This is a genomic window from Sphingomonas sp., from assembly GCF_036677245.1.
Taxonomy (GTDB): Bacteria; Pseudomonadota; Alphaproteobacteria; order Sphingomonadales; family Sphingomonadaceae; genus Allosphingosinicella.
In genome coordinates this window covers 16,528-42,380 of sequence record NZ_JAKFCG010000120.1, presented here as the reverse complement: position 1 = coordinate 42,380, position 25,853 = coordinate 16,528, and the positions used below count along the sequence as shown (strand labels likewise).

Genomic DNA, 25,853 nt, shown 5'->3' with positions numbered 1-25,853 from the left:
GGAGCTTCGCAAGACCAGGGGCAGCATCGTCTTCACCGCCTCGACCTCGAGCTATTTCACGGGGGGAGGGGGGCCGATCTACGTGGCGTCCAAGCACGCCGTGATCGGCCTCATCAAGCAGCTCGCGTGGGAGCTGACGCCGGACGTGCGCGTCAACGGCGTCGCGCCAGGCGGGACGCGCACGCCACTGCAGGGCAGCCGCTCGGCGGGGATGGACAATGTCCATATGGCCGACATGCCCGGACTCGACGAGTTGATTGCCGGGATGACTCCGATCGGCCGGATTGCCGAGCCCGAGGATCACACCGGCCATTATGTGCTGCTCGCTTCGCCACGCAACGGCGGCTACACGACCGGGACGGTGATCCTCAGCGATGGCGGCATCGGCGTTGGCAAGCGCCCGCCGCCGGCTGCTTAGAGCATTGCGCGAAAAGGTGGGTACCGGCTTTTCGCCACCGGCAATGCGGCGTCTAGGGATATAGAGCGAGGGGTGGAAGCATCGGGCCCGCCGTGGATTGAGCTTCGCCACCCGAGTTGCTACCGCTCTGCTCACTCCAACAGGTGAGCGCCATGAGCAAGACGCAGCTTTTCATCCTTGTGAAATGTGATTCCGGCTTCGCCGAGCAGGTCGGGCAGGAAATCATCGACAACATTCCCGAGGCGCTCGAAGTCTTTTCGATCACCGGGAATTACGATCTGCTCGTCAAGGCGGGGCTGAAAGACCTCGAAAGCATGGCGAACATCGTCCAGGGCAAGCTTCACAAGATCGCCCATATCCGCGAAACGAACACCTTCCTGTCGTTCAAGGTCCTTGGCCAGGACATCGGCGATTTCGGCGACTAGGTCCTAGGCTCAGGATCGGAGCGTGGCTGTTTCCCTGTCTGTCGTGGAACCGCTCTAGGCGTCGCGGGCGCTGACGACGCTCGCCTCGGCATCGCCGGCGGCATCCGGCGCGGGTTCAGCCGCGCTGAAATATTCGTCGTAGGGGAAGGTGCTGCCGATCCTGTCGAGCCCTTCCTTGCACCAGCTGTCGATCTGCGCCTGCTGGGCGGGCGTGAGCAGCTCGCCCGAGCTGCCTTTGCGGCCGCTGCGGATCATTGCCCCGCCGGGCCGCGCGAACGGCGTCACCTCGCCCGGATAGAATTTATGGTCGATCGCCTTCATATGCTCGAAAGAGGTGAGATGACCGACTCTGTCGATCTCCTCCTCGGTGAGGTTGACCTCCATCAGCTCGGCGATCCGCCGGATCGTCCCGACCGGATCGTGCTGCATCGCCTCATAGGTGAGGAACAGCACGTTCGGTCGGTCGCGCCAGTTCCAATAGCCGGCAGTGAACTCGGGCCAGGGATGAAAGACCGACTGATCCGAGGTGCAGTGCCGCACCCAGGTGTCGACCGACGGCATCAACGGGCCGAGCAGCATCGCGCCGAAGAAATGGTAGCCCGAGACGATGACGTCCTTGGGATCGCGCACCACGCAGATATATTTGGCGTCGGCATGATAGGGGACGAACTGAGCTCGGGCGTGCGTCTTGATCACGCGAAGCCCGCTCCTGGAGCGCTGCATCGGCCGGGGATCGGCGAGCGCGATCGTGGTTTCCTGGTTGGGACAATCGGCCCACGGGATCACGTCGAGGATGTCCTCGAATTCGCCCCGGCCCAGCTCTGCGACCTGGAAGGCGATATGCATCGCCCAATTGGTGCCGCTCTTGAAATAGGAGCAGACGAAGACGTCGTGCTCGCTCGGCCTATAGCCCGCGAAAGCCTTTGCGATCGACTTGTCGAACATGCCGACCATCGGCTTGAAGAACTGCCGAAACAGTGAGAACTCGAACCCGAGCTTTCGCGACAGGCCGAACAGACGCTGCAGGAGCCAGGTCAGCGGACGCATCTTGCGCGCGGTGCGCGCCATTGCTGCCAAAGTGTTGCGGCGGCGCTCGGCGACGTCGGCGAATTCATAGGCCGATCGGACGACAATGGACACGATTGGCTTTCCCCAAAATATTGGTGCTTTGATGATCATCGCTCGATCATTGGCTTGTCAACCGATGCTTTGCCGCGCGTGGGACGGCGCCATTGTCTCGCCCCGATCGCGCCGTCGCCATGCTGCCGATCCTCAGGGCAAAGAGCATCCGTTCCTGCCGCTTCCACGCTGCCCTTTTCCTGTCAAAGCTAGGGAGACATGATAGTGGATCGTGGGTTCGAAGGGGAGGAAGCCAGTTGGATATGACGGCAACGGCCGTTCGGAAGCGAGTGCCGAAGCGCGTAATCGTCGTTGCGATGTGCTTCGTCGCGATGGTGATCTGCTATCTCGACCGGGTCAGCATGTCGACCGCGGTGGTGCCGATGGCCGAGCAATATGGCTGGTCGAACACCACCAAGGGCTGGGTGCTTTCGTCCTTCTTCATCGGATACATGCTGACGCAGATTCCAGCGAGCTGGGTCGTCAACCGCTACGGCGGCCGCATCGTGCTCGGCATCTCGCTTTTGTGGTGGTCGCTGGTGACGATGCTGACGCCGCTGGCGGCAATGTCTTCGCTCGGCCTGCTGATCGTCGCGCGGATCGCGATGGGGCTCGGCGAGGCGGCCGTCACGCCCAGCCTTTACAATCTCGCCGCGCGGTGGCTGCCGCCGCACGAACGCTCACGCTCGATTGCGGTGATGATCGGCGGCATCCCGATGGGGACGTTGGCGGCGCTGCTGATGTCGGGCTGGCTGCTCGAACATCATCCGTGGCCGATCATGTTCTACGTGTTCGGGGCGGTGGGGATCGTCTTCGCTCTCTTCTGGTTCCGACTGATATACGCCAGCCCGGCGCGGCATCCTCATATGAGCGCGAGCGAGCGCAGCCTGCTGACCGGCCCCGACGTCATCTCGAGCGAACCGCGCAAAGGCAGCTGGTCGGAGGTCCCGTGGCGCAAGCTCCTCTCCACCCCCGCGGTGTGGGCGCTGATCTCTAATCATTTCTGCAGCAATTGGGGCCTCTATGTGCTGCTCACCTGGCTGCCGTCCTATTTCAAGGCGTTCAAGGAGACGGGCATCGGCGCCGCCGGCTGGTATTCGGCCGCGCCGTGGGTGATCCTGTTCATCATCGCCAATCTCTCGGGCGTGATCGCCGACCGCATGGTCAAGCGCGGCATGACGATCACCCGCGTGCGCAAGACGATGCAGGTGATCGGGCTGCTCGGCTCGGCGTTCGGGCTGATCGTCGCTTCCTATGTCGAGACGCCGCTCGTCGCCGTGATCGTGCTGTGCGGCGCGCTGGGAGTGCTTGGCTTCACCTGGGCGGGCTTCGGCCCCAACCATCTTGACGTCGCACCGCGCTATGCCGACGTGCTCGCGGGGCTCACGAACACCGCCGGTAACCTGCCAGGCGTGATCGGCGTCGTCGTTACCGGATGGATGGTCGATCTCACCGGCGGCTTTTCGGCCGCGTTCCAGCTTACCGCCTTGATCAACGTCATCGGCGCACTGATCTGGCTGAAATGGAGCACCGGCGAAAAGGTGATCGATTAGCGCCTGATCCTCTCAGCCGGTGGGCGGATCCTGCTGCGCAGCCTGGTCGCGCCGGCGCTCGTTGCCGACCATGCGCGACGCGGCGACCGCCGAGAGCAGGCACCCGAGCACGCCCATCGCAAGGAACGCCCAGCCGGCGCCTGCAAGCCCGTCGATCGGCAGGCGCCAGACCATGATCGAGACGAACAAGCCCGCCGACGCGGTCGATACGGCGAGCGGCACGCTTGGGCGTCCCAGCGCGTACATCACCGGATCGGCGGCGAAGGCGAGCATCCGGATTGAGGTTGCGAGCGCCATCGCGATTAGGATCGGCACCGCTGGAACGAAGTCGCGCCCGAAGATTGCGTTCACCAGCGCGTCGCCTGCGATCAGGACGAGAAGGGTGACCGCCACGCCGGTCGCGGCGGCGGCGAGGCCCGCGCCCACCGCCGCGCGCTTCAGCCGCCGCCAGTTTCGCGCCGCCACCAGCCGCGCCATGTCCGGGTAGAGCGCCTGCGCGACTAGATCGACCGGCTTGATCATCCCCGTCCCGAACTCGCGCGCGATCCGGAAAATGCCCGCCGCCGCCGGCCCGAGCAGCGAGGCGACGAGCAGTACCGATAAATGCGTAGGGATCATCGCCACGGACGAATTGAGGTTGGACAGGATCGAGAAGTGCCACACGCCGTGGTTGGCCTCCGCAAGTCCGCGCAGCGAAGAGTTCATCCCGCCGAGCAGCTCACGCCGGCGCGCTTCGCGCCAGGCGAACCAGAAGGCCACCGCCGCGCCCACCCAGCCGGCGACGAGCCAGACCGCGATGTACCAGCCCAAGGTCGCACCGGTCGCCCACAGGCCGGTGACGAATGCCAGCCGCACGGCAGGAGTCACCACCGAATGACTGCTCAGCAGATCGAACCGGCCGAACAGGCGGAGCATGCCCTTGGGAGTCGAGATCGCGTTGGCGAATGCAAGCGGCGCTGCGAGCTGGGAGAGCAGCACGAGGTCAGGCCCCCAGCCGAGCCGCGCGCCGAGCAACGGCGCGACCACGATTGTGACGACGGCGGCGAGCGTCGCAGCGCCCACGTCCAGCAACGTCCCGGCCTTGACCAAGGCCTGGAAGCCGGCGCTGTCGCCGCTGTTGAGGTGCAGCACGCCGTAACGGATGATCGCCTGGTTGCTGTCGAACGACGCCAGCCCCGTCAGCAGCATCACCTGCGCGACCACGACAGAGAAGTTGCCGAATTCGGTGACGCCGAGGCCGCGTGCGGCAAGCGCGAAGGTCGCGAGCTGCATCGCGCCGGAGGCAGACTTGCCGCCGAGCAGCATGCCCGCATTGCCTGCTGCACGGCGCAAGATGCCGCGGCTCGGCTCACCATTCATCGAAAACTCCTGCCCCCCGTGCCCCGCGCATGACCATGCGATGCTGTAGCGGAGAAACAGCGCAATATGCCACGCCTCGCATGAGCGACCGGCGGCGCACCGGGATTGCGCTGCAGATCAATGCGCGATTGTTCTACCGCATCACCGAGCGGGGTGTGTCGATCTCCGTTTCTGTGTTAGGATCGATCATCATGTGTGGCATCGCGGGATGGTACAGACGATCTGGACGCGCCGTCCCGCCCGAAGTCGTCGTGCAGCAATGCGACAGCATCGTCCACCGAGGGCCGGACGACAGCGGCACGCTGGTCGATGGCGATTTCGGCTTCGGTATGCGCCGCCTGAGCATCATCGACATCGCCGGCGGGCATCAGCCGATCTTCACGCCCGATGGACGCTACGCGATCGTGTTCAACGGTGAAATCTACAACCACCCCGAGCTGCGCCGGGAGCTCGAGGCTGCCGGTGTCGGTTTCACGACCCAGAGCGACACCGAGACATTGCTCGCCAGCTTCGTGCATTGGGGAGACGATGCCTGGTTGCGCCTCGAAGGCATGTATGCGGCCGCCATCTGGGATCGCGCCGAGCGCAGCCTGACCCTGGCGCGCGACCCGCTCGGCATCAAGCCGCTCTACCTGACCGAGCAGCACGGCGGCATCGCATTCGCGTCGGAGATCCGCGCCTTGCTGCTGCTCCCGGGACATGAATTCGACATCGACGAGCGGGGCGTCCACGATTTCTTCAGCTTTGGCCACGTCCAGCGGCCTCGCTCGATCTATCGTCAGGTGCACAGCCTCGAACCTGGGCATTTGCTGCGCATCGGACGCGAAGGCGATGGGGTCACTCGCGCCTTCTGGAAGCCGCGCTTCGCGGTCAGGCATGATCTTTCGGAGCAGGAATGGATCGAGGAAACCCGCAGCAGGGTCCAGTGCACCGTCGAGCAGCATATGCTCGCGGATGTGACTGTGGGAGCCTTCCTGTCGGGCGGCGTCGATTCGAGCGCGATCGCGGCTTCGATGACGAAGGTGTCGGCGCTGCCGGTCAAGGCATTCACAGTCGGCTTTCCGGGCACTTCGATCGACGAGACTGCGGCCGCGGCGCGGATCGCAGGACATCTCGGCTGCGAGCATATCGTGCTCCAGCTCGAGCCGGTCGCGGCGGGCGATCTGCTTCCCGCCGTGCAGGCCGCGTTCGACGAGCCCTGTGCGGCCACCGCGGCCGTACCGATCTGGCACCTTTCTCGTCTTGCCGCCCAGCACGTCAAGGTGGTGCTGTGCGGGGAGGGGGCCGACGAGCTCTTCGCCGGGTATAAGCGCCAGCGGACCGCGCTTGCCGCAGCGCGGTGGAGACCGCTGCTCAAGGCGCTCGGGCCGATCGCGGGTCTGGTCGACGCTTTGCCGGAAAATGCGTCGCCACAATGGAATTACCTGCGCCAGAATGCGCGCCGCTTTCGTGACTCGGCGATGCTCGACAACAGCTTCCAGCGCTTCTTTGCCGGCACCCAGATCTCGTCGCCGGCGGTGCGCGCGCGCCTGTACGAGCCGGGCTTTTTCGCGCGGCAAGACGGGCCCGGTGCCTTCGCCCGGCTCGAGCACGAATATTTCGACGTGCCCGAGGCTCGGGCGCTCGATCCGCTCCAGCAGTTCATGCTTGCGGACATATCCGTGCATATGCCCGGATCCTTGCTCAACCGCCTCGACCGGGGAAGCATGGCGCATTCGCTCGAAGCACGCGTGCCCTTTCTCTCCCACGGCTTCGTCGACTGGAGCCTGACGATGCCGACCGCGATGAAGCTGCGCGGCAACGTCGGCAAATATGCGCTGCGCAAGGCGGTCGAGCCCTGGCTTCCGCAAAATGCGCTCGGAAAGCGCAAGCTCGGGTTCCAGCTTCCGTTCGCCGAATGGTTCCGCGGCGACTTCAGCGACTTCGCGCGCGAGGCGTGGCATGACAGCGGGGCGATGCGCAGCGGCTATCTTCAGCCGGCCGCGGTCGAGAATTTGTTCGCGGAGCATCGCGCCGGCGTCGCCAACCACGGCCGTATCCTCTACGCCATCGCGATGTTCAGCTGCTGGTGGCAGCAGAATATCACGCGCAAGGAGTATAAGGCCGCATGATCCGAGTGCTGCCGTCGCCGCCATGCTGATCGACCTGCGCAAGGACAATGGGGCGGCGCTGGACGCCAGCGACGGTTTTCGCGCCGACGTCTGCATCATTGGTGCCGGCGCCGCCGGCCTCAGCCTTGCGCGCAGCCTGGTGCAGCGCGGCCATCAGGTGTGCCTGCTTGAAAGCGGCGGGCTCGATTTCGAGCAGGAGACGCAGGACCTCTACCGCGGCGCCAACGTCGGCATGCCTTATTACGACCTCGATCAGTCGCGGCTGCGCTTCTTCGGTGGCACCGTGGCGATCTGGGGCGGGCGCTGCGCGCTGCTGGACCCGATCGATTTCGAGCGGCGCGAGTGGGTTCCGCACAGCGGCTGGCCGATCGGCCGAGCCGATCTCGATGCTTATTACCGCCAGGCCAATGAGCAGCTCGAGCTCGGTGAGTTCAATTACGAGCACGACATCTGGGCCGCGCTCGGCGTTGCCGATCCGGGGTTCGATCCGGACAAGATCGATGCCGAATTGTGGCGCTTCGACGAGACGATGGAGCGCTTCGCCGCGTCGCGCGCACGCGATCTGATCGCGGCGCCGAACCTGCGCGTGCTGATCCACGCCAATGCGGTCAAGCTGCAGGCCGGCGCCGACGCGCGGACGATCGAGCATGTCGAGATCCGGCCGCTCGGCGGCGAGCCGCGGCAGGTGCGCGCACGTCATTACATCCTTGCATCCGGGACGATCGAGAACGCGCGCCTGCTGCTCGCGTCGAACGATGTCGAGGCCGCCGGTATCGGCAACCGCCACGATCTGGTCGGACGTTTCTTCATGGAACATCCCGCCGGCCGGATCGGCAAGGTCGAGACGGCGCAGCCGTTCGAGCTATGGGCGGCGCTCCAGAAAAGGTTCATGCGCGATGGGCCGCCGCTTGCGCCGGCGCTGCGGCTCGGTGACGCTGCGCAACGCGAGCACCGCGCGCTCAACAGCATCGTGACGTTCAAGCTGCAGCGCGATCCCTCCCGCGGCGTCGCGCTCGGCAACCGGCTCTACCACAATCTCAAGCATTCGATCGCGCCGAGCCGCGGCGGCCGAGCGCTCGACCACGCCTATCGTGCGGTCCGTGCCTGGATCCACCGCAGCGTGCGCAACAATGTCGAGCGGCTGCGGGCCCGCGCCGGTCTCACCGATCTCTATCTGATCACACGCGGCGAGCAGGCGCCCAACCCGGAGAGCCGCATTCTCCTGTCGAGCGAGCGCGACGCTCTTGGCAATCGCCGGGCTGATCTCGCCTGGCAGCTGAGCGAGATAGACAAGCACACCGCGCGGGTCTTTGCGCAGGTGTTCGACGAGGAGCTGCGCCGGCTCGGCAAGGGCAGGGTGGTGCCGAGCACATGGCTCGACGAGCCCGGTCCGCAGTGGCCGATCGACCCGACCGTCGGCAATCATCCGTTCGCCAATTACCACCAGATGGGTGGCGCCCGGATGAGCGCATCACCCTCGGAAGGCGTGGTCGATGCCGATTGCAGGGTGCACGGCTATGCCAATCTCTTCGTCGCCGGCGGGTCGGTCTTCCCGACGGGCGGCTGGGCCAATCCGACGCTCACGATCATCGCGCTTGCGCTGCGGCTGGCGGATCACCTCGGCAGACGCCTCGCCACTGCCGACTGAGATCCGCGCCTTCCTTGCGGTTAGGCGGCTTGCCTGGCAGGCGCCTCGCCGAACCAGTCCGGCCAGCCGGCGCGCCGGTTCTGCTCGCGCGCCAATGCGCGTTCCTCCTCGGACGCCATTTCATTGTCCCAGCGGCGCAGCGCCGGCTTGACGATGACGTTGTTCCAGAGCGGCGGGATCAGCGCCGTGAAGAAGCAGACGAACAGGCTCGGCATCGGAATCCAGTTCCGGTCCGGCGTGAGCTGGTGATAGGCGAGGAAGCTGTTGGTGTGATGATCGGCATGGTTGGTGATCTCGAAGCCCATCACGCGCGAGAGCGGCTTCAAATGGTTCCAGACATGGCGCGGAGCGATCTCGCTGCCGGTCACCCTGATCAGCCCGTAATGCTGGAAATAGTTGAACGTTTCGAGCCAGAAGCGGGCGAAGATCATCGCCGACACCGCGAGCGCCACGGCAGCCCAGCCGCCGATCGCGAAGATAACGGCCTGGAAGATGAGCTGGGCAAGCACCGCTCTCCACACCCGATGGTGGATGCCCCAGCGCGCCTTGCCCATCTTCTCCAGTGCGTCCGCCTCTGACCGCAGGCTCTCCTTGGTGCTGTGCCAGACGGCGGTGGCGGTGAAGGAATAGAGATTGGTGCCGCGCGGGGCGGTGTCGCCGTCCCGGACCGTCGCCACGTCAATGTGATGGCCGACGACATGCGCGATCTCGCGCGTGCAGTCGAAATAGCAGACCTGCGCGTAACGGCCGACGAAGCGGCGGAAGCCGCCGCGTTGATGGTAGAGCTCGTGCGTCGCCGGCACGATCGGAACGACGCTCATCCAGGCCAGCGAGAGCGCCGCGCCGGCATATTGCCACGCGGTGATCTCGGCGGCGGTGGCGACCCAGTAAGCGGCGGTGAGATAGGTGATCGGGCCGAGCAGCGAGCAGATCCAGATCGGGACGTCGGCGAGCCTCTGGCTGGTGATCTTGCGGACGGCGAAGTCGTTCGGGAGGATATGATCCACGATCGCGATCGCGGGCAGCGAGGCGATGCCCAAGAACACCCAATTGCCACCGATCAGGAAGCTTGCGATCACCCCCAATTGGATCGCGGCAGCGAGGTAATAACGCAGATAATCCACGGCATCCTCCTGATGTGAAGCAACGGCGGTGTCCCTCTGGGCCGCCGCTAATACGTATCTCACATATGCGTATTTAATATACGCAGATATACGGAGGGTCAAGGAAAGGCGCATCCCTTCCGCTCATTTGGGAAGGGGGATGGCTCGAATATCCCGGCTACCGTGTCATCCAGGATCGACGTCGGATAGAAGCGCGTCGGGCGCTAATGCATGTTGGTTCCGCCGTTGACGCTGATCACCTGGCCGGTGATGAACGCGGCGTCGGGCCCGGCGAGATAGGCGACCATTCCGGCTACTTCGGATTCGGCGGCGGGACGGCCGATCGGGATGATGCTGATGAACGGCCCTTCGAGTTCGGGCTGGTCGGCAAGCACTTCCTCGAGCTGTTTGGTCTGCACTGCGCAGGGCGCGATCGTGTTGACGGTGATCCCGTCGCGGGCGAATTCGCGCGCCAGCCCGGTCATCATGCCGTGGACGCCGCCTTTGGCCGCATTGTAACCGGCGTGCCATTGCAGCCCGTTGCGGACCGAATCCGCGCCGATGTTGATGATCCTTCCATAGCCTGCCGCCTTCATGTGCGGCAGCGCGTGCCAGGTGCACCAGATTGTCGTGTAAAGGTTGCGGTCGATCGTCTCGCGCAACGTGGCGGGCGTATGCTCGAGGAACGGCCGCAATATGCCGCCGCCGGCATTGTTGACCAAAATATCGATCTTGCCGAACCGCTCGATCACCTGTTCGACCAGCCGACCGGCAGTCTCGTCGTCGGCGAGATTGCCGTGGAACGCCATCGTCCGGCTTTCGTCGCCGGCCGCCACGCGCGCGCCTTCCGCCGCCTCCTGGGTGAGGTCGCAGACGACCAAGGTCGCACCGGCATCGGCCAGGCGGCGCGCGATCGCGGCGCCGATGCCGCGTCCGGCCCCGGTGACGATCGCGACTTGTCCTTTCAGATCAGGGTCGGCCACTGGTCACTCACAAGATGATGCTGATACGGGCATGCGGGCGCAGCGCCTCCATGTCGAGCACGCAGGTCTTGCGCGCGATCTTGAACCCGCCGCCCTGCTCGACGAGATCGTGCAGATAATGGCCGACGTAAAGATCGTGGCGGGCATCCTTGGCGCGCGACACGATGAACGACGAGCGCGACCGGATCATGCCGTCCTCGCCGCGCTTGACGCGCACGTTGCTGACGATGTGCCGGACCTTGGAGCGCGGCCACTCGCTGTGCGCGCCGACTTTGGACAGCCGGACGACCCGCTCTCCGAGCCGCGCGCGGTCATCCATGATGTAGAACAACGAGGTCTCGGGATTGGCCGTGTCGCCGTCGACGTCGTTCGGCGGCACGTAGTAATGCGCATCGTCGGTGAACAGGGTGAGCCACTCGTCCAGCCGCCAGCTGTCGAGGAGATCGGCCTCGTCGAACAATAATTCTTCGACCCGCAGGCGCAGAAGCAACGCGTCGTCCAGGGTCAAGCCTCCGCCTTCGCCAGCCGTTTGTCCCATTCGATCCAGAAGGCGCGCATCTGCACTTCATCGTCGTAGGAGGGCGAATCTGCCCGAACCATGCCCTTGGAAATGTCGTTGAACAGCTCGCCGCTGCTCGCGGCATAGCCCTGCTGGCATTTTTCGATCGCTTCGACGTCGTCGGGCGTCGCGAAGCCGCCCGGGCCGAGGAATTCGGTGAAGTTGAACAAGCGGTATTTGCGCAGCCATTCGCTTTCGTTGCGCGGCGCGAGCGTCCAGGCGTTGACCTCCAGATAATCCGGCGCCTTGGGGAAGAAGGTACGGATCGTGATCGCCATGATGTCGTTCACCACGAGGTTGGGGAAGATCAGGAGGTTACGGTTCCATGTCGCGACGCGCTCGGCGCGCTCCTTGCCGAGCCGTTGCTGCAGCTCGTTGTAGATCGCGCCGATCTCGGCCTTGCCTTCCTCGCCCCACAACGGGACCCAGCTCGCCACCGGCCGGCCCCAAGGTGCACGATATTCGATCACGCCGTGGCCGTTCTTGAGATCGCGGCCTTCGCCCTCCATCGCGGTCTGGCCGAGCGCGCCATTGGCGTTCTTGAGATAGTCGAGATAGGTCGAGTGGGTGACGGCGGCATGATAGCCGTCGACGCTATTCTCGCAGAGCAGCTTCCAATTGCCGCGAATGGCATATTCCTGGGTTCCGCCGACGACCATCATGCCGTCCTTGCCCTGCTCGGACACCAAGCTCAGATAATCGCCCGCAGCGCCGAGATAGGTGGCAAGATCCTCGCCGTCGCGCGCGAAGCTGATGAAGAAGAAATCGCCATGCCGCGCGAGGCGGGGCACCGGCACCATCTGCTTTTGCGGATCCTTCTTGAAGCCCTCGGGATAGCCCGAGCCGCCCGGCAAGGTCATCAGATGGCCGTCCGAGCCGAACGTCCAGCCGTGGTACATGCACATGAAGGCCGAGGATTTGCCGTGGCGTTCGCGGCAGACCATCGCGCCGCGGTGCGGGCAGGTGTTGTAGAGCGCGTGATATTCGCCGGTCCGGTCGCGGGTGAACAGGATCGGCCGCCGCGCGACAGTGCGGGTGAGGAACTGATTCGGCTCGCTCAGCTCCGAAGCATGGGCGAGGTACAGCCAGCAATGGTCGAAGATCGCGGCATATTCGCGCTCGAACACTCCGGGATCGGTGAAGGCGCGGCGCGGCACCAGAAATTTGAACGCTGCATTGTCGGCAATGATGCGAGTTTCGCTTCCCACGGGGGCACCTTCGCTGGAGACGGGAAGATAAGCAGACGGTATCTATTTGGGAAAGGAAGACGGAGTCAACAACACGGTATAATGTGACTTCGACCGGCAACCGATCATCGAGCCGGCTTCTTGATCAGGCTTTCGGCGGCGACAGGCGTTTGGGTGGGGTTGGGCGGGCCGCTGTCTTGACGCGCAGCCCGTCGGTCACCGCCTGGGCGGCGAGCGATTTGTAGAGCAGCACGAAGCCCTGCATGATGACCGAATGATTGTCCGCAGGCGATGCGAAGCTGTCGGCCATCTGCAGCAGATACGGGTTTTCGCTGTGCAGCATTTCCGTCGCGAGGAAGGTGAAACGCTCTTCGCCGAACTCGCCGACCAGAGCGGTGATGGTGTCGAGGGTGTCGTTGGTGATGCGCGGCACCGTGCGTCCGCGAGCGCGGGCGGCGAGCGCGATGATCCGGTAGAACATCGCAAATCCGGTCAGCACGCGATCCGGGTCGCGGCACTCGCGCGCGTAGCGGGTCGCCATCTCGAGATAATGCGGATTGTCGGTGAGCAGCTCATCGAGAATCGCGGCCACGCAGGCTTTCGGGCCGGCATCGTCGAACTCGCGGGCGACTCGTTCCCAGAAAATCTCGTCAACGGGGGGAAGCGCTATCAATTTCATGCTCCTAGATGGTCGTCAGCGTGAGCAACAGCTTCCCCCTGTCGCTTCATGGCCCTTGTCGCTTTATGGCGTTGCCGCACCGCTCCCACTCCTAAATGATCCGGCACCGCGAAGGATTACCGTTAGATTACCGGGTTTGGGGCCTGTTCTGGTCGAGACCCGGCCAGCGGGCGAGCATGTCGCGGCCGATCTGGTCGATCCTTGTGACTCCGGTGAGCGCCATCGCGGTGCGCATCTCCGCCTCGAACAGCCGGAGCAAATGCGCGACTCCGGCCTCGCCACCGCCCGCAAGGGCATAGGCCCAGGCGCGGCCAAGCAGCACAGTCTTGGCCCCGAGCCCGAGCATCCGGATGACGTCCAGGCCCGACCGGACGCCGCAATCGGCCAACACGGTCAAGCGGTCGCCGACCGCATCGGCGATCTCCGGCAGCGCTCGCGCGGTCGAAGGCACCCCGTCGAGCTGGCGGCCGCCGTGGTTCGAGACGACGATGCCATTGGCGCCAAGCTTTGCGGCCTCCCGCGCGTCCTCGGCATCCAATATCCCCTTGATGACCAGGTCGCCTTTCCAGGTCTCGCGGATGAAATCGAGCTCCGACCAAGTCACCGACGGATCGAAGCTGTCGCGCAACCAGCCGAAGAAGTCCCCCATCCCCGCCTTCGGCCCAAGCACGGGCGTGAGGTTGCCGAGGGTATGAGGGCGGCCGTTGAGGCCGACATCCCAGACCCAGCCGGGATGCCTCAACGCCTGGAACAGCCGCCGTGACTTGCCCTTGATCCCGAACGCGCCGGAGAGGCCGGACCGTTGGTCGCGGTAGCGCGATCCCGCGACCGGCACGTCGACGGTGAACAGCAAGGTCGTGCAGCCCTGATCGCGCGCGAGCGCGAGCAAATCGCGCATGAAGCCGCGGTCGCGGATCATGTAGAGCTGGAACCAGATCGGCTTGTCGACCGCGGACGTAACCTCGGTCATCGAGCAGGCCGAGACGGTCGAAAGGCAGAAGGGGATGCCGGCCGCCTGCGCCGCGCGCGCGGCCTGGCGCTCGCCGCGGCGCGCGAGCAGACCGGCCATGCCGATCGGGCCCAATGCGATCGGCATCGCCAGTTTCTGGCCGAACAACGTGGTCGACGGATCGACATGCGAGACGTCGCGCAGGATGCGCTGGCGGAGCTGCACGTCCTGCAGGTCGGCGACGTTGCGCTCGAGCGTCACTTCGTCGAACGCCCCGCCGTCGACGTAGTCGAAGATGAAACGGGGCAGGCGGCGCTTTGCGAGTTCGCGGTAATCGGACGCTGACGCTGCCTTCATTTCCCCACCGCCCTCGTTGTTCTCGTGCGCGTGAATGTGTTCGCCGATGTTCTAATAAGCAAGGCGGATGGCCGACGGAGGCTTCAATCGCCCTGCACGAAGCGCGCTGCTAGCGCGCTGGTCTGAGCGGCAAGCACCAACGTGTCCACGCCGACGCCCACGATCAAGGCGCCGTGCTCGATCGCACGGCGCGCGAATTCCTCGTCGCGGGTGAGGATGCCGGCAGCGCGACCCGCCGCCCGAATGCGGCGGAACGCGTCGAGCGTCGCTTGCTGCACCTCCGGGTGCGCCGGCTGGCCGACATGACCCATCGATGCGGAAAGGTCCGCCGGCCCGACGAACAGGGCATCGATGCCGTCGACCGCGGCGATCGCCTCGATATTGTCGAGCGCCCGCATTGTCTCGATCTGCACGATCAGCCCGATCTGGTCATTGGCCTCGTGGATATAGCGCGGGTAGCGCCCCCAGCGCGCCGCGCGCGCGCCGCCGATGCCGCGGCTGCCCTGCGGCGGATAACGGGCCGCATCGACGATCGTCGCCGCCTGCTCGGCCGTGTCGACCATCGGCACCAGCAGGCTTTGCGCGCCGAGATCGAGATAGGTCTTGATCGTTACCGGATCCGACGACGGCACGCGCACGATCGCATGGCAGCCGGGATAGGCGGCGATCGCCTGGAGCTGGGCGAGCACGAGCGGCAAGGTCTGCGGGCTGTGCTCGCCGTCGATCAACAGCCAGTCGAAGCCGGCGCCGGCGCAGATCTCGGCGGTGATCGGATTGGCCATCGCCATCCAGAGGCCGATTTGAGGCCGGCCCTGCGCGAGCGCCTGCTTGAGCGGATTGACGGGAGTCTGCATGACGATCTGCCTCGCTCAGGTGAAGCGGAACGCGATCGAGCCGAGCCGGCCGTAATCGGCGTGGAAGACGTCGCCGCGCGCGACCAGCACCGGGCGGATGAACGAGCCGCCGAGCACGATCTCACCCGCCTCGAGCGTCTCGCCCCACGGCGCGAGCTTGTTCGCGAGCCAGGCGACGCCGTTGGCCGGGTGGTTGATCACGCCGGCGGCGAGGCCGGTCTCCTCGATCACGCCGTTGCGCGAGAGCATCACCCCCTGCCAGCGCAGGTCGATCGAGTCGGGGCGCACCGGCCGGCCGCCGACGATGATGCCGGCATTGGCGGCATTGTCCGAAATCGTGTCCTGGATGCGCCGCGTCGAGCCGGTCTCCGGGTCGAGCGCCTGGATGCGCGTGTCGATGATCTCGATTGCGGGGACGACGCGGTCGGTGGCGGCGAGCACGTCGAAGATAGTGACACCGGGGCCGCGCAGCGGCTTGGCGAGGATGAACGCAAGCTCGGCCTCGACCTTCGGCGCGATGAAGCGGTCGAACGGCACATCGCCGCCCTCGGCGAACACCATGTCGTCGAGCAAGGTGCCATAGTCGGGCTCGGTGATCCCGGCCGACTGCTGCATCGCGCGCGAGGTGAGGCCGATCTTGTGCCCGCGCACCTGGCGCCCCTCTTCGCGCTTGATCGTCATCCAGGCGCGGCTGATGCGATAGCCATCGTCGATCGTCATGTCGGGAAAGCGTTTCGAAAATTGGGTGACCTGCGTGCGCTCACGCTCGGCGCGGTGAAGCTCGGCGGCGAGCTCCTCGATGATCTTGTCTTCCAACTGCGGCATCCCCTCTGTCTTCCTGCCTAACCGTTCGGCCCGATCTTGTCGAAGGCCTTTCCGTCCCTCAGCCGCCGCGTTTCAAGGTCTCGCGCGCGATCACCAATTGCTGGATCTGCGACGTGCCTTCGTAGATGCGGAAGATGCGCACATCGCGATAGAAGCGCTCGATGCCATGATCGGCGACATAGCCGGCGCCGCCGAAAATCTGCACGGCGCGATCGGCAACCCTACCGACCATTTCCGAGGCGAACAGTTTCGATGCCGCCGCCTCGAGCGTGACGTTCTCGCCGGCGTCGCGCTTGCGGGCGGTCTCGAGCATCAGCGCCCTCGCGGCGAGCGTTTCGGTCTTGGAATCGGCGATCATCGCCTGGACGAGCTGGAACTCGGCGATTGGCTTTCCGAACTGGCGCCGTTCGGACGCGAAGGCGACGCAGTCGGTGATCAGCCGCTCGGCGACGCCGACGCATACTGCCGAAAGGTGCAGCCGGCCGCGGTCGAGCACCTGCATCGCCACCTTGAAGCCGCTGCCTTCCTCGCCGAGCCGATTGGCGGCGGGAACGCGCACGCCATCGAAGCTGACCGTGCAGATATGCGCGCCCTGCTGGCCCATCTTGCGTTCGGGCGGCCCGACGCTCAGGCCAGGCGAGCTGCCGGGGACCAGGAAGGCACTGACGCCGGCGGCGCGCTTCTCGTCCGGGTTGGTGCGCGCCATCACCGTGAAAAGGCCGGCCTTGTCGGCGTTGGTGATGTAGATCTTGGATCCGTCGAGGACATAGTGGTCGCCGTCGCGCCGTGCGCGCGTCCGCACTGCGGCGGAATCGCTGCCTGCCTCCGGCTCGGTCAGCGCGAAGCTGGTGATGATGTCGCCGCTCGCGATGCCGGGAAGCCAGCGGTGCTTCTGCTCCTCGTTGCCGAACATCACGAGGCCCTGGCTACCGATGCCGACATTGGTGCCGAACGCCGATCGGAATGCCGGGCTGGTGCGGCCGAACTCGATCCCGACCAGGCATTCGTCCTCCATTGAGAGGCCGAGCCCGCCGAACTCCTCCGGGATCGAGAGGCCGAACAGGCCGAGCTGGCGCATCTCATCGATCACCTCGTCGGGGATCTCGTCCTCCTCGGCGACTTTTGCCTCGAGCGGCCGCAGCCGTTCGCTGACGAAACGGCGGATGGTGTCGATCAATTGTTCTCGCGTTTCGAGATCGAGCGCCATGGCAATATTCCTTTCAGTGCTTGAAGTTCACGACCGAGCCGTTGCGGTCGCGGAAATGATGGTGCGGCCGTCGCCGCCGAGCGCGGCAAGCGCGATCTCGCTGCCGCTGCGCCGCCCGACGAGATGCATGGCCTCGCCCGCAAAAGCGGGGGTGCGGGCGCGGAAGGCGAAGCTGGCGAGCGCGTCCGGGCCGAGCTCGCGCGCGCACAGATCGAGCAGCAGGCTTGCGGTCAGCGGTCCCTGGACGACGAGCCCGGGATAGCCTTCGATGGCGGTCGCATAAGGAAGGTCGTAATGGATGCGGTGGCTGTTGAAGGTCAGCGCCGAATAACGGAACAGCAGCACCTCGCTCGGAACCACGCGCCGCTGCCACGTCCAGCCGGAAAGGTCGGGCGCCGCCAGCGCGTCCGCCGCGATCACCTTCGCCTGGGCCGATGCCGCCGCTTCGCGATAGACGATCGTCTGTCGCTCGCGCACCGCGACGGCCCCGTCCGCGCTGGTGACGTGATCGATCTCGACGAACGCGAGGCGGCCAGAGCTGCCGTCTTTTTCCGTGACCGAGGCGACGGTAGAGACGCGCTCTACTTTCGCGACGATCGGGAGCGGCGCGACGAAGCTGACGTCGCTGCCCACCCACATCCGGCGCGGCAGCTCGATCGGGGGGAGGAATGTGCCGCGCTTGGGATGGCCGTCGACGTCGATCTCGGCGGTCGGGGCGTTCGGCAGGCAGAGGCACCAATGGAAGCCCTGCGGCGCACTCGCGCCCGCTGGCTGCGGAGAGTCGAGCATCGCGGCAAAGCGGGCGACGGCGGGTTGCGCAACCACGTCCTGTGCGCGCGCAGAATTGCCGATCCAGTCGCTCCAGCGCTCGCTCATGTCTCGGATGCCGCCATCAATAGGACCTGGGTAGCCCGAGGACATGCTCGGCGAGATAGGAGAGGATGAGGTTCGTCGAGATCGGCGCGACCTGGTAGAGCCGGGTCTCGCGGAACTTGCGCTCGATGTCATATTCGGCGGCGAAGCCGAACCCGCCGTGGGTCTGGACCGCGGTCTCGGCGGCCGCCCAGCTCGCCTCGGCCGCGAGCATCTTGGCCATATTGGCTTCGGCGCCAGGGTTCTCGCGCGCCTCGTAGCGGCGCAGCGCGTCGTGGACCATCAGCTCGGCGGCGCGCATCTGGGCATAAGCGCGCGCGATCGGGAATTGAATGCCCTGGTTCTGGCCGATTGGACGGCCGAAGACCTGGCGCTCTTTGGCGTAGGCAGCGGACTTTTCGATGAACCATTTGGCGTCGCCGATGCATTCGGCGGCGATCAGGATCCGCTCGGCGTTCATCCCCGACAAGATGTAGCGGAAGCCCTTGCCTTCCTCGCCGATCAGATTGGCGGCCGGGATGGGCACGTCGTCGAAGAAGATCTCGGTCGTCGAATGGTTCATCATCGTGTCGATCGGGCGGATCGACATGCCCGCGCCGAGCGCGGCGCGCATGTCGACCAGGAAGGTCGAAAGGCCGTCGGTGCGCTTTGCGACCTGATCGCGCGGCGTGGTGCGCGCGAGCAGGAGCATCAGGTCCGAATGCTCGGCGCGCGACGTCCAGATCTTCTGGCCGTTGACGACGTAGCGATCGCCGTCGCGCCGCGCGAAGGTCTTGATCGACAAGGTGTCGGTGCCGCTCGACGGCTCGGTCACGCCGAAGGCCTGCAGCCTCAGCGCGCCGCTCGCGATCCTCGGCAGATATTCGGCTTTCTGCGCCTCTGATCCGTGGCGGAGCAACGTCCCCATGATGTACATTTGCGCATGGCAGGCGCCGCCGTTGCTGCCCGAGCGGTGGATCTCCTCGAGGATCGCCGACGCCGCCGAAAGCGGTAGGCCGGCGCCGCCATATTCCTCAGGGATCAGAGCGGCGAGATAGCCGGCATTGGTCAGCGCCTCGACGAATTCGCCGGGATAGGCGCGGTCCTTGTCCTTCGCGCGCCAATATTCGCCGGGGAAGCCGGCGCACAGCTTGGCTACCTCTTCGCGGATCGCGCCATAATCTTCGGTCATTGGTCCCCGGTCCTGCGCTGAAGAAGGCCGCGCGCGATGATATGCGCCTGGATCTCGGCCGCGCCTTCGAAGATCGAGAGGATGCGCGCGTCGCACAGGATCCGGCTGATCTCGGATTCGAGCGCATAGCCGTTGCCGCCGTGGATCTGCAGGCTCGCATCGGCATTGGTCCAGGCGACGCGCGCAGCCAACAATTTGGCCATCCCGGCTTCGACATCGCTGCGCCCGCCCGTATCCTTGGTCCGCGCGGCGGCATAGGCGAGCTCGCGCGCCGCCACCGTCTCGACCAGCATCGTGACGAGCTTGTCGGCGACTCGCGGGAAGTCGATCAGCGGACGGCCGAACTGATGACGCACCAGCGCGTAGCCGAGCCCGAGCTCATAGGCACGCCAGGCGACACCGACCGCGCGTGCGGCGGTCTGGATGCGTGCGCCTTCGAACGTGCGCATCAGCTGGCGAAAGCCTTCGCCTTCGACGTCGCCGAGCAGGCTTTCGGCGGGCGCCTCGAAATCGTCGAAGCTGAGCTCATATTCGCGCATGCCGCGATAGCCGAGCACCGCGATCTCGCTGCCGGCGAGACCGGCCGCGGGGAAGGGGTCGGCGTCGCTGCCGCGCGGCTTGGCGAGCAGGAACATGCTGAGCCCGCGATGGCCCTCGCCGCCGGTGCGGGCGAGCAGGGTCATCAGATCGGTGCGCGCGGCGTGGGTGATCCAGGTCTTGGCGCCCGAGATGCGCCAGCTCCCGGCGGGCGCGCGTGTCGCGCGTGTCGCAAGGCTGGCGAGGTCGGAGCCGGCGCCAGGCTCGGTGAACACCGCGGTCGGCAGGATCGCGCCGCTCGCAAGGCCCGGCAGCCAGCGCGCCTTCTGCTCGTCGCTGCCTGCAAGCGCGATCAGCTCGGCGGCGATCTCGCTGCGCGTGCCGAGCGAACCTGCCCCGATCCAGCCGCGGCTCAGTTCCTCGGTAACGACGCACATTTCGAGCTTGCCGAGACCAAGCCCGCCATATTCGGGATCCACGCAGATGCCGAACGTGCCAAGCGCGCCAAGCTCGGCGACCAAAAAGTCCGGTATCAGCGCGTCGTCGAGATGCCAGCGATGCGCGAACGGCGTGATCCGCTCGGCGGTGAAGCGGCGGAACTGGGCGCGTATTTCGTCGAGCGCCTCGTCGCCGGACGCCTCGCTGACGCCGGCTCCGGCGCGCACCAGCGCGACCAAGGCCGCGCGGCTTTCCGCATCCGCACCTGCAATCAACCCGGCGACCGCCGGATGATCGGCCATCGCGCGAGCCGCCGCGTTGAGCCCGATTTGCCCCGGCCTGAAAGTTTCGTTGGGACCGATCGCGACCCCGCCGGCGAGCTGGCTGAGATATTCGCTGAAGGCGAGGCGCAGCACCAGCGCATCGACCTCGCCCAACTCGCCGCGATCGTGCGCCGCCGCTGCCCAGCCGAGCAGGGCGTCCAGCGCCGCAATCGTGGTTTCGATCCAGGCATAGCCATGGGCGTCATGCTGGTGGCGATCGAGCAGCGCCGGATCGACGGCGCCGCCATCGCCGACTTTGCCGAGCAGCCGGCTGCGAACGTCGGCGGCGAACCTGCGGGCCGTATCGAGCGCGGCATCCGCCTGGTCGATCAGCGCCGCCGGCGAGGCATAAGCGGAACAGGCCATCTCAGCCCGCCGCCACGATGCCGCTGTCGTGCAGCTTGCCGACCTCGCCCGAGCCGAGGCCGAGCACTTCGGCGAGGATCTCGTCGGTATGCTCGCCGAGCCGCGGCGCGCGCGCCGGCGGCAGCCGCTCGGCCTGCGGGATCGTCGCGGGAGCGCCGGGTATCGGGTAGCGCGCGCCGCTCGGCTGCTCGACCTCCGCGAAGATCGGATTGGCGCGGACCAGATCGGGATCGTAGGCCGCCTCGCGCATCGTCTGATAGGGGCCCCAGCAGACGCCGAGCGGATCGAATGCCGAGGCGAGATCGGCCAGCGTCCGCCTGGCGATCGCTTGCTCGACCAACGGCACCAGCGTGTCGCGATGCTCGTAACGGACCCCTTCGTCGCGCGCGAACGACACGCCTCGCTCGGCCTCGATGGCTACGACCGCCTCGCCGATGCCGAGCGCCTCGACCATGCCCGTCCACTGGCGCGGAGTGATCGCCATCAGCATCAGCCTTTTGCCGTCGGCGGTCATGAAATCGCGCCCGAACGCGCCATAGACCTGGTTGCCGAGCCGTGGCCGGTCGGCGCCGGTGTCGAGCACCTCAGCGAGCATGCCGAGATTGGCGACACTGGCGATCGCCATATCGGACAAGGGGACGCGCACTTCCTGGCCGGCGCCGGTGTCGCGGCGATGGCGTTCGGCGGCGAGGAGAGCGAAAGCCGCGTAAGCGCCGGTCAGCAGGTCCCAACCGGGCAGGACGTGATTGACGACCTCCTCGCCGAGACTCTCGGGCCCGGTGATCTGCGGATAGCCGACCGCGCAATTGACGGTGTAGTCGAGCGCCGGTCCGCCATCGGCGCGGCCCATGATCCGTATCGTGACGAGGTCCGGCCGCAGCGCGGCGAGGCGGGCATGGGCGAGAAAGCCGTCGACCGGATAATTGGTGACGAACAGACCGCCGGCAGGCCCGGGCGCGGTGATCAAGGCGGTCGCGAGCTCGCGCCCTTCGGCGCTGCCGAGGTTGATCGCGATCGACTTCTTGCCCTTGTTGAGCGACTCCCAATAGAGGCTGGCGCCATTCCCAGCGCGCGGCCAGCGCCGGAAATCGGGACCGCCGCCGATCTGGTCGAAGCGGATCACCTCGGCGCCCATTTGCGCGAGATGCATGCCGCAGGTGGGCGAGGCGACGAACGACGACGCCTCGATCACGCGCATCCCGCCGAGCAGCCGGTACATCCGATCAGGCCGCGATCACGCGCGGGCGCGCCGAAACGCCGGCCCCGTCGTCACGCATCGGCGAGGCCGACGATCGCGACCGCGCTGACATTCTGGTTGGGCATGCCGCCGAGGTTGTGCGAAAGCGCAAGGCTCGGCGGAGCGCTGCGCTGGCGTTCGCCCGCGCGGCCGAGCAACTGCAGGTAATTCTCGTAGATCATGCGCAGTCCCGACGCGCCGATCGGATGGCCGAAGCATTTGAGGCCGCCGTCGATCTGGCACGGCACCTTTCCGTCGGCGTCGAAGAAGCCGTCGAGCACGTCCTTCCAGCCTTCGCCTTCGGGGCTGATGTGGAGATCCTCCATCGTCACCAGCTCGGTGATCGAGAAGCAGTCGTGCACTTCCATCAGGCTGATCTCGTCGCGCGGCCTGGTGACGCCGGCTTCCTCATAGGCTTTAGAGGCGGCGATGCGGGTGGTGTGGAAATAGCTTCCGTTCCAGCCCGTGCCCTGGCTCTCCCATCCGTTCGACGTGACGATCTGCAGCGCCTTGACGGTGACGAGGTCCTGCTTGCCGAGCGCGCGGGCGATCTCGGGGGTGGTGACGATCGCGCAGGCCGCGCCGTCGGAAACGCCGCAGCAATCGAACAGCCCGAGCGGGTCGGCGATCATCGGCGCGTTCATCACCGTGTCGATGTCGATCTCCTTGCGGAGGTGCGCCTTCGGGTTCTTCGCGCCATTGGCGTGGCTCTTGACCGAAACGTGCGCCATCGCGCGCTTGAGGTCGTCCTTCGACACGCCATGCTCGTTGCGATAGGCGGCGGCGAGCTGCGCGAAATTGCCCGGTGCCGAGCCGGTGACGCCGATCATGTCGAAGGTCGATCCGCGGGTGCGCACCGGAAGGCCGCCGTAGCCGGTGTCCTTGAGCTTCTCGACCCCGAGCGCGAGCGCGATGTCCGCCGCGCCGGAGGCGACCGCATAGACCGCGCCGCGGAAGGCTTCGGTCCCGCTCGCACAATAATTCTCGACCTTGGTGACGCCGATATTGGGCAGGCGAAGCGCGGTCGCGAGCGGGATGCCGGACGGGCCGATGTTGACCGCGTCGAACGCCACGCTGAGCCACGCCGCGTCGATCTGCGAGGTGTCGATGCCGGCGTCGGCGATCGCTTCCTCATAGGCTTCGACGGTCAGCTGCTCGGCGTCCTTGTCCCAGCGTTCGCCGAACTTCGCGCAACCCATGCCGAGGATTGCGACCTTGTCCCTGATGCCTTTAGCCATCGGATTTCTCCTTCGCGCCCGGCTGCTCGACCGGCACCGCTTTCCAGAAATATTTGACGAAATCGCGCGTCTCGTCGACCGCCTTGATGCGGAACATCATCTTCATCGGCCTGCCGACCTCGACGGCGTCGTCATCGACGTCGGTGAATTCGGCGAACATGCGCCCGCCGCCCTCGAAATCGATCGTGCCATAATATTGCGGCGGCGCCGGCGAATAAGTCAGGCTGTCGGCGGTGTAGGTGACGATCCGCGCCTGCTTGTCGGCGAGCGGATAATCCTCCTGCGTGCCGATCGCGCGGTCGTTCGGATTGACGCTGACCTCCGAGCGCGGGAACTGGACCGTGCCGGTCTTGGTGCAGCGCCCGCCGACCAGGCCAAGCACGGTCTTGCGGTTGCGGAACAGGGTCGTGCCGGGCTGCTTCTGGTCAGCCTCGGCGCGCATCCCGCGCTCGAGATCGAGCAAGCCGCGGTGGAACAGGAAGCGCATGTAATTGTCGTCGGCCTTGCCCCGCGCGAGCGCGCCGGAGACGCCGTCGCGCTTCGGCAGGCGCGCGATCGCTTGCGTGGTCTCGAACAGCAGCGCGTCGCAACCCTGGCCGAAGCCGACCAGCATGATCGTCTCGCCGGGCTTCGCCTGCTCGAGCGCCGCCACCAGCATCAGCAAGGGATGCGCGACGCCGCTGTCGCCGACCTTCTGCGCGAGCGTGTCGGCGACCGCCTCCGGGCGCACGCCGAGCTTTTTCGCAAGGCCTTCCGGTACGCCGCGCGCGCTGATCGGGATCAGCAGCCGGTCGATCTTCGCTGGATCGACGGCGAGGCTCTTAAGCGCTTCGGCAAGCGCGCCGCCGAGGATCTTGGTATAGCCCTCGTCGCGGATCCAGCGGCTTTCCCAGCTGTAATCGAAGTCCGCGCCGGAAGCGCGAAAATGGTCGACGAAGTCGAGCGTGACGCTGTGCGATCCGATGAAGCGGGCGATCGGATCGCCTGCGCCGACCAGCAATGCCGCGGCGGCGTCGCCCTGGACGAGCTCGCCCTCCGATGCCGGACGGGCCTTGCGCAGCTCGGACGCGACGCACAGCTGCGTTCCGCCGTTTGCCGCAGCGTTCAGCGCCTGGATCAACGACGACGTTCCGGCCCGCTGGCTGCCCGCGACGTCGAGCGACGCGATGCCGTCGGCCAGGGTCAGCGCTTCCTTGACGATCCCGCTGTTGAGGCGATCGGCGAAAGGATGGGTGGTCGACGCGAGCGACAGCGCGGTGACCGTGCTGCGGTCGATCCCGGTGAGGCAGTCGCGCGCCGCCTCGACCGCCATCGTGACGCTGTCCTCGTCCCAATTGGCGATCGCGCGCTCGCCCTTGGCAAGGCCCTTCAGGCCGCCGGCGAACCAGGCATTGGCGGCGAAGATCGCCGAGCGCTGCAGGCGCAGGCGCGGGATATAGGCGCCGTAGGAGATGATGCCCCCGTTGCCGTTCATGATGTAGGCCCGTTCATGATGGGGCGAGCTCCGCATAGCCGTTGTTGAGCACGACGATACCGCGTTCCTCGGCGGTCGCGCGGAAGGCGGCGCGATCGCCATCCTCGCGCCAGATCTCGACCTTGATCGTCTCGCCCGGGAAGACCGGGCTCGAGAAGCGCACGTCCATCCGCTTCAGCCGGGCCGGATCGTTGCCGCACAATGCGGCGAGGATCGCGCGGCCGGCAACGCCATAGGTGCACAGGCCGTGGAGGATCGGGCGCGGGAAACCGGCCGCCTGCGCGACGGCGGGATCGGCGTGGAGCGGATTATAATCGCCCGACAGCCGGTAGATCAGCGCCTGGTTCTGGGTCGTGGCCAAGGACACGACATGGTCCGGCGTGCGGTCGGCGGGGAGCGGGTGGGGGCGAGGGGCGCCCTCGGATTGGCCGCCGAAGCCGCCGTCGCCGCGCAGGAACAAGGTGTTGCGAACCGTCGCGAGGTGCGTGCCCGAGCTATCCTCGATCCGGCGCGAGCTCAGCACGATCGCGCCCTTGTCCGCGCCTTTGTCGTAAATGGCGTCGATCGTCGTGCGGCCATGGAGATCGCCTTGGGTCGGAAGTGTCGCGAACAGCTCGACCGAGGTCTCGCCGTGAAGGATCTTCTTCCAGTCGATGCCGTAGGCCGGATCCTGCCAGAAGAAGCCGGGATAGGCGAGCACGACCGCCATCGTCGGCAGCGCCTGCAGGTCCTTTTCGTAGACGAAGCGCAGATCGTCGGCGCCGACGCCGAGCGCGTAGAGGATCGTGTCGCGCGTCGTGAAGCTGTGCCGCGTCTCCAGCGGCGGCAGCTTCAGCAGGCGTTCGGGATCGAGCGCCATC

23 protein-coding genes are annotated in these 25,853 nt (G+C 66.2%); 5 read left to right on the top strand and 18 right to left on the bottom strand.

The window, feature by feature from the left end; translation table 11 throughout:
* A partial coding sequence (locus V6M48_RS12350; protein ID WP_332812829.1) for an SDR family oxidoreductase occupies positions 1-418 on the top strand: 418 nt, incomplete at its 5' end.
* A 152-nt stretch (positions 419-570) separates the two neighbouring features.
* Entirely contained in the window at positions 571-843 is a 273-nt protein-coding gene (locus V6M48_RS12345) for an Lrp/AsnC ligand binding domain-containing protein (protein WP_332812828.1), read from the top strand.
* 54 nt (positions 844-897) lie between these two features.
* On the opposite strand, the gene V6M48_RS12340 is transcribed toward V6M48_RS12345, so the two are convergent.
* Positions 898-1,983, bottom strand: a complete 1,086-nt coding sequence (locus V6M48_RS12340) for a sulfotransferase domain-containing protein (protein ID WP_332812827.1) — start codon at positions 1,981-1,983, stop codon at positions 898-900.
* 269 nt (positions 1,984-2,252) lie between these two features.
* Here V6M48_RS12340 and V6M48_RS12335 point away from each other — a divergent pair, with 269 nt between their 5' ends.
* Positions 2,253-3,515, top strand: coding sequence for an ACS family MFS transporter (locus V6M48_RS12335; protein WP_332812826.1), 1,263 nt, complete (start codon positions 2,253-2,255; stop codon positions 3,513-3,515).
* A gap of 12 nt (positions 3,516-3,527) precedes the next feature.
* Here V6M48_RS12335 and V6M48_RS12330 read toward each other — a convergent pair whose 3' ends face one another.
* On the bottom strand, positions 3,528-4,874 hold the full coding sequence (locus V6M48_RS12330) for a lipopolysaccharide biosynthesis protein (protein ID WP_332812825.1): 1,347 nt from the start codon (positions 4,872-4,874) through the stop codon (positions 3,528-3,530).
* 80 nt (positions 4,875-4,954) lie between these two features.
* Between V6M48_RS12330 and asnB the strand changes: the two genes are divergently transcribed.
* The gene (gene asnB / locus V6M48_RS12325) at positions 4,955-6,985 is read left to right on the top strand and encodes an asparagine synthase (glutamine-hydrolyzing) (protein ID WP_332812824.1); all 2,031 of its coding nucleotides are present in this window, start codon (positions 4,955-4,957) and stop codon (positions 6,983-6,985) included.
* A 22-nt stretch (positions 6,986-7,007) separates the two neighbouring features.
* Positions 7,008-8,633 (top strand): GMC family oxidoreductase, encoded by a 1,626-nt coding sequence (locus V6M48_RS12320; protein ID WP_332812823.1) that lies wholly within the window; start codon positions 7,008-7,010, stop codon positions 8,631-8,633.
* Between the two features lie 20 nt (positions 8,634-8,653).
* Here the strand turns inward: V6M48_RS12320 and V6M48_RS12315 are convergent, their stop codons facing one another.
* The 16 genes from V6M48_RS12315 to V6M48_RS12240 form a co-directional block, all read right to left on the bottom strand.
* Positions 8,654-9,757, bottom strand: coding sequence for an alkane 1-monooxygenase (locus V6M48_RS12315; protein WP_332812822.1), 1,104 nt, complete (start codon positions 9,755-9,757; stop codon positions 8,654-8,656).
* A gap of 203 nt (positions 9,758-9,960) precedes the next feature.
* A complete protein-coding gene (locus tag V6M48_RS12310) occupies positions 9,961-10,719 on the bottom strand; it encodes an SDR family NAD(P)-dependent oxidoreductase (protein WP_332812821.1) in 759 nt (252 codons plus the stop codon).
* Between the two features lie 7 nt (positions 10,720-10,726).
* Positions 10,727-11,227, bottom strand: a complete 501-nt coding sequence (locus V6M48_RS12305; RefSeq protein WP_332812820.1) for an aromatic-ring-hydroxylating dioxygenase subunit beta — start codon at positions 11,225-11,227, stop codon at positions 10,727-10,729.
* On the bottom strand, positions 11,224-12,486 hold the full coding sequence (locus tag V6M48_RS12300) for an aromatic ring-hydroxylating oxygenase subunit alpha (protein WP_332812819.1): 1,263 nt from the start codon (positions 12,484-12,486) through the stop codon (positions 11,224-11,226). Before V6M48_RS12300 ends, V6M48_RS12305 begins: the two co-directional genes overlap by 4 nt.
* 124 nt (positions 12,487-12,610) lie before the next feature.
* On the bottom strand, positions 12,611-13,144 hold the full coding sequence (locus tag V6M48_RS12295) for a hypothetical protein (RefSeq protein WP_332812818.1): 534 nt from the start codon (positions 13,142-13,144) through the stop codon (positions 12,611-12,613).
* 127 nt (positions 13,145-13,271) lie between these two features.
* Positions 13,272-14,450, bottom strand: coding sequence for an FMN-dependent L-lactate dehydrogenase LldD (gene lldD / locus V6M48_RS12290; RefSeq protein WP_332812817.1), 1,179 nt, complete (start codon positions 14,448-14,450; stop codon positions 13,272-13,274).
* A gap of 83 nt (positions 14,451-14,533) precedes the next feature.
* Complete coding sequence (locus V6M48_RS12285; protein ID WP_332812816.1) at positions 14,534-15,304, bottom strand: HpcH/HpaI aldolase family protein; 771 nt, start codon at positions 15,302-15,304, stop codon at positions 14,534-14,536.
* Positions 15,305-15,319: 15 nt separating this feature from the next.
* Positions 15,320-16,129 carry a 2-oxo-hept-4-ene-1,7-dioate hydratase gene (gene hpaH / locus V6M48_RS12280; RefSeq protein WP_332812815.1) on the bottom strand — a complete coding sequence of 270 codons (810 nt, stop codon included), beginning with the start codon at positions 16,127-16,129 and terminating at the stop codon, positions 15,320-15,322.
* Between the two features lie 58 nt (positions 16,130-16,187).
* The gene (locus V6M48_RS12275) at positions 16,188-17,336 is read right to left on the bottom strand and encodes an acyl-CoA dehydrogenase family protein (protein WP_332812814.1); all 1,149 of its coding nucleotides are present in this window, start codon (positions 17,334-17,336) and stop codon (positions 16,188-16,190) included.
* A 27-nt stretch (positions 17,337-17,363) separates the two neighbouring features.
* Complete coding sequence (locus V6M48_RS12270; RefSeq protein ID WP_332812813.1) at positions 17,364-18,212, bottom strand: hypothetical protein; 849 nt, start codon at positions 18,210-18,212, stop codon at positions 17,364-17,366.
* 16 nt (positions 18,213-18,228) lie between these two features.
* Positions 18,229-19,380 (bottom strand): acyl-CoA dehydrogenase family protein, encoded by a 1,152-nt coding sequence (locus V6M48_RS12265; protein WP_332812812.1) that lies wholly within the window; start codon positions 19,378-19,380, stop codon positions 18,229-18,231.
* The gene (locus V6M48_RS12260; RefSeq protein WP_332812811.1) at positions 19,377-21,044 is read right to left on the bottom strand and encodes an acyl-CoA dehydrogenase family protein; all 1,668 of its coding nucleotides are present in this window, start codon (positions 21,042-21,044) and stop codon (positions 19,377-19,379) included. The genes V6M48_RS12265 and V6M48_RS12260 overlap by 4 nt, the downstream gene beginning before the upstream one ends.
* A 1-nt stretch (position 21,045) precedes the next feature.
* On the bottom strand, positions 21,046-22,263 hold the full coding sequence (locus V6M48_RS12255; protein WP_332812810.1) for a CoA transferase: 1,218 nt from the start codon (positions 22,261-22,263) through the stop codon (positions 21,046-21,048).
* 50 nt (positions 22,264-22,313) lie between these two features.
* Positions 22,314-23,519 (bottom strand): acetyl-CoA acetyltransferase, encoded by a 1,206-nt coding sequence (locus V6M48_RS12250; protein WP_332812809.1) that lies wholly within the window; start codon positions 23,517-23,519, stop codon positions 22,314-22,316.
* On the bottom strand, positions 23,512-24,993 hold the full coding sequence (locus V6M48_RS12245) for an OB-fold domain-containing protein (protein WP_332812808.1): 1,482 nt from the start codon (positions 24,991-24,993) through the stop codon (positions 23,512-23,514). The genes V6M48_RS12250 and V6M48_RS12245 overlap by 8 nt, the downstream gene beginning before the upstream one ends.
* 13 nt (positions 24,994-25,006) lie before the next feature.
* On the bottom strand, positions 25,007-25,852 hold the full coding sequence (locus V6M48_RS12240; protein ID WP_332812807.1) for a MaoC/PaaZ C-terminal domain-containing protein: 846 nt from the start codon (positions 25,850-25,852) through the stop codon (positions 25,007-25,009).
* Position 25,853 lies beyond the last annotated feature (1 nt).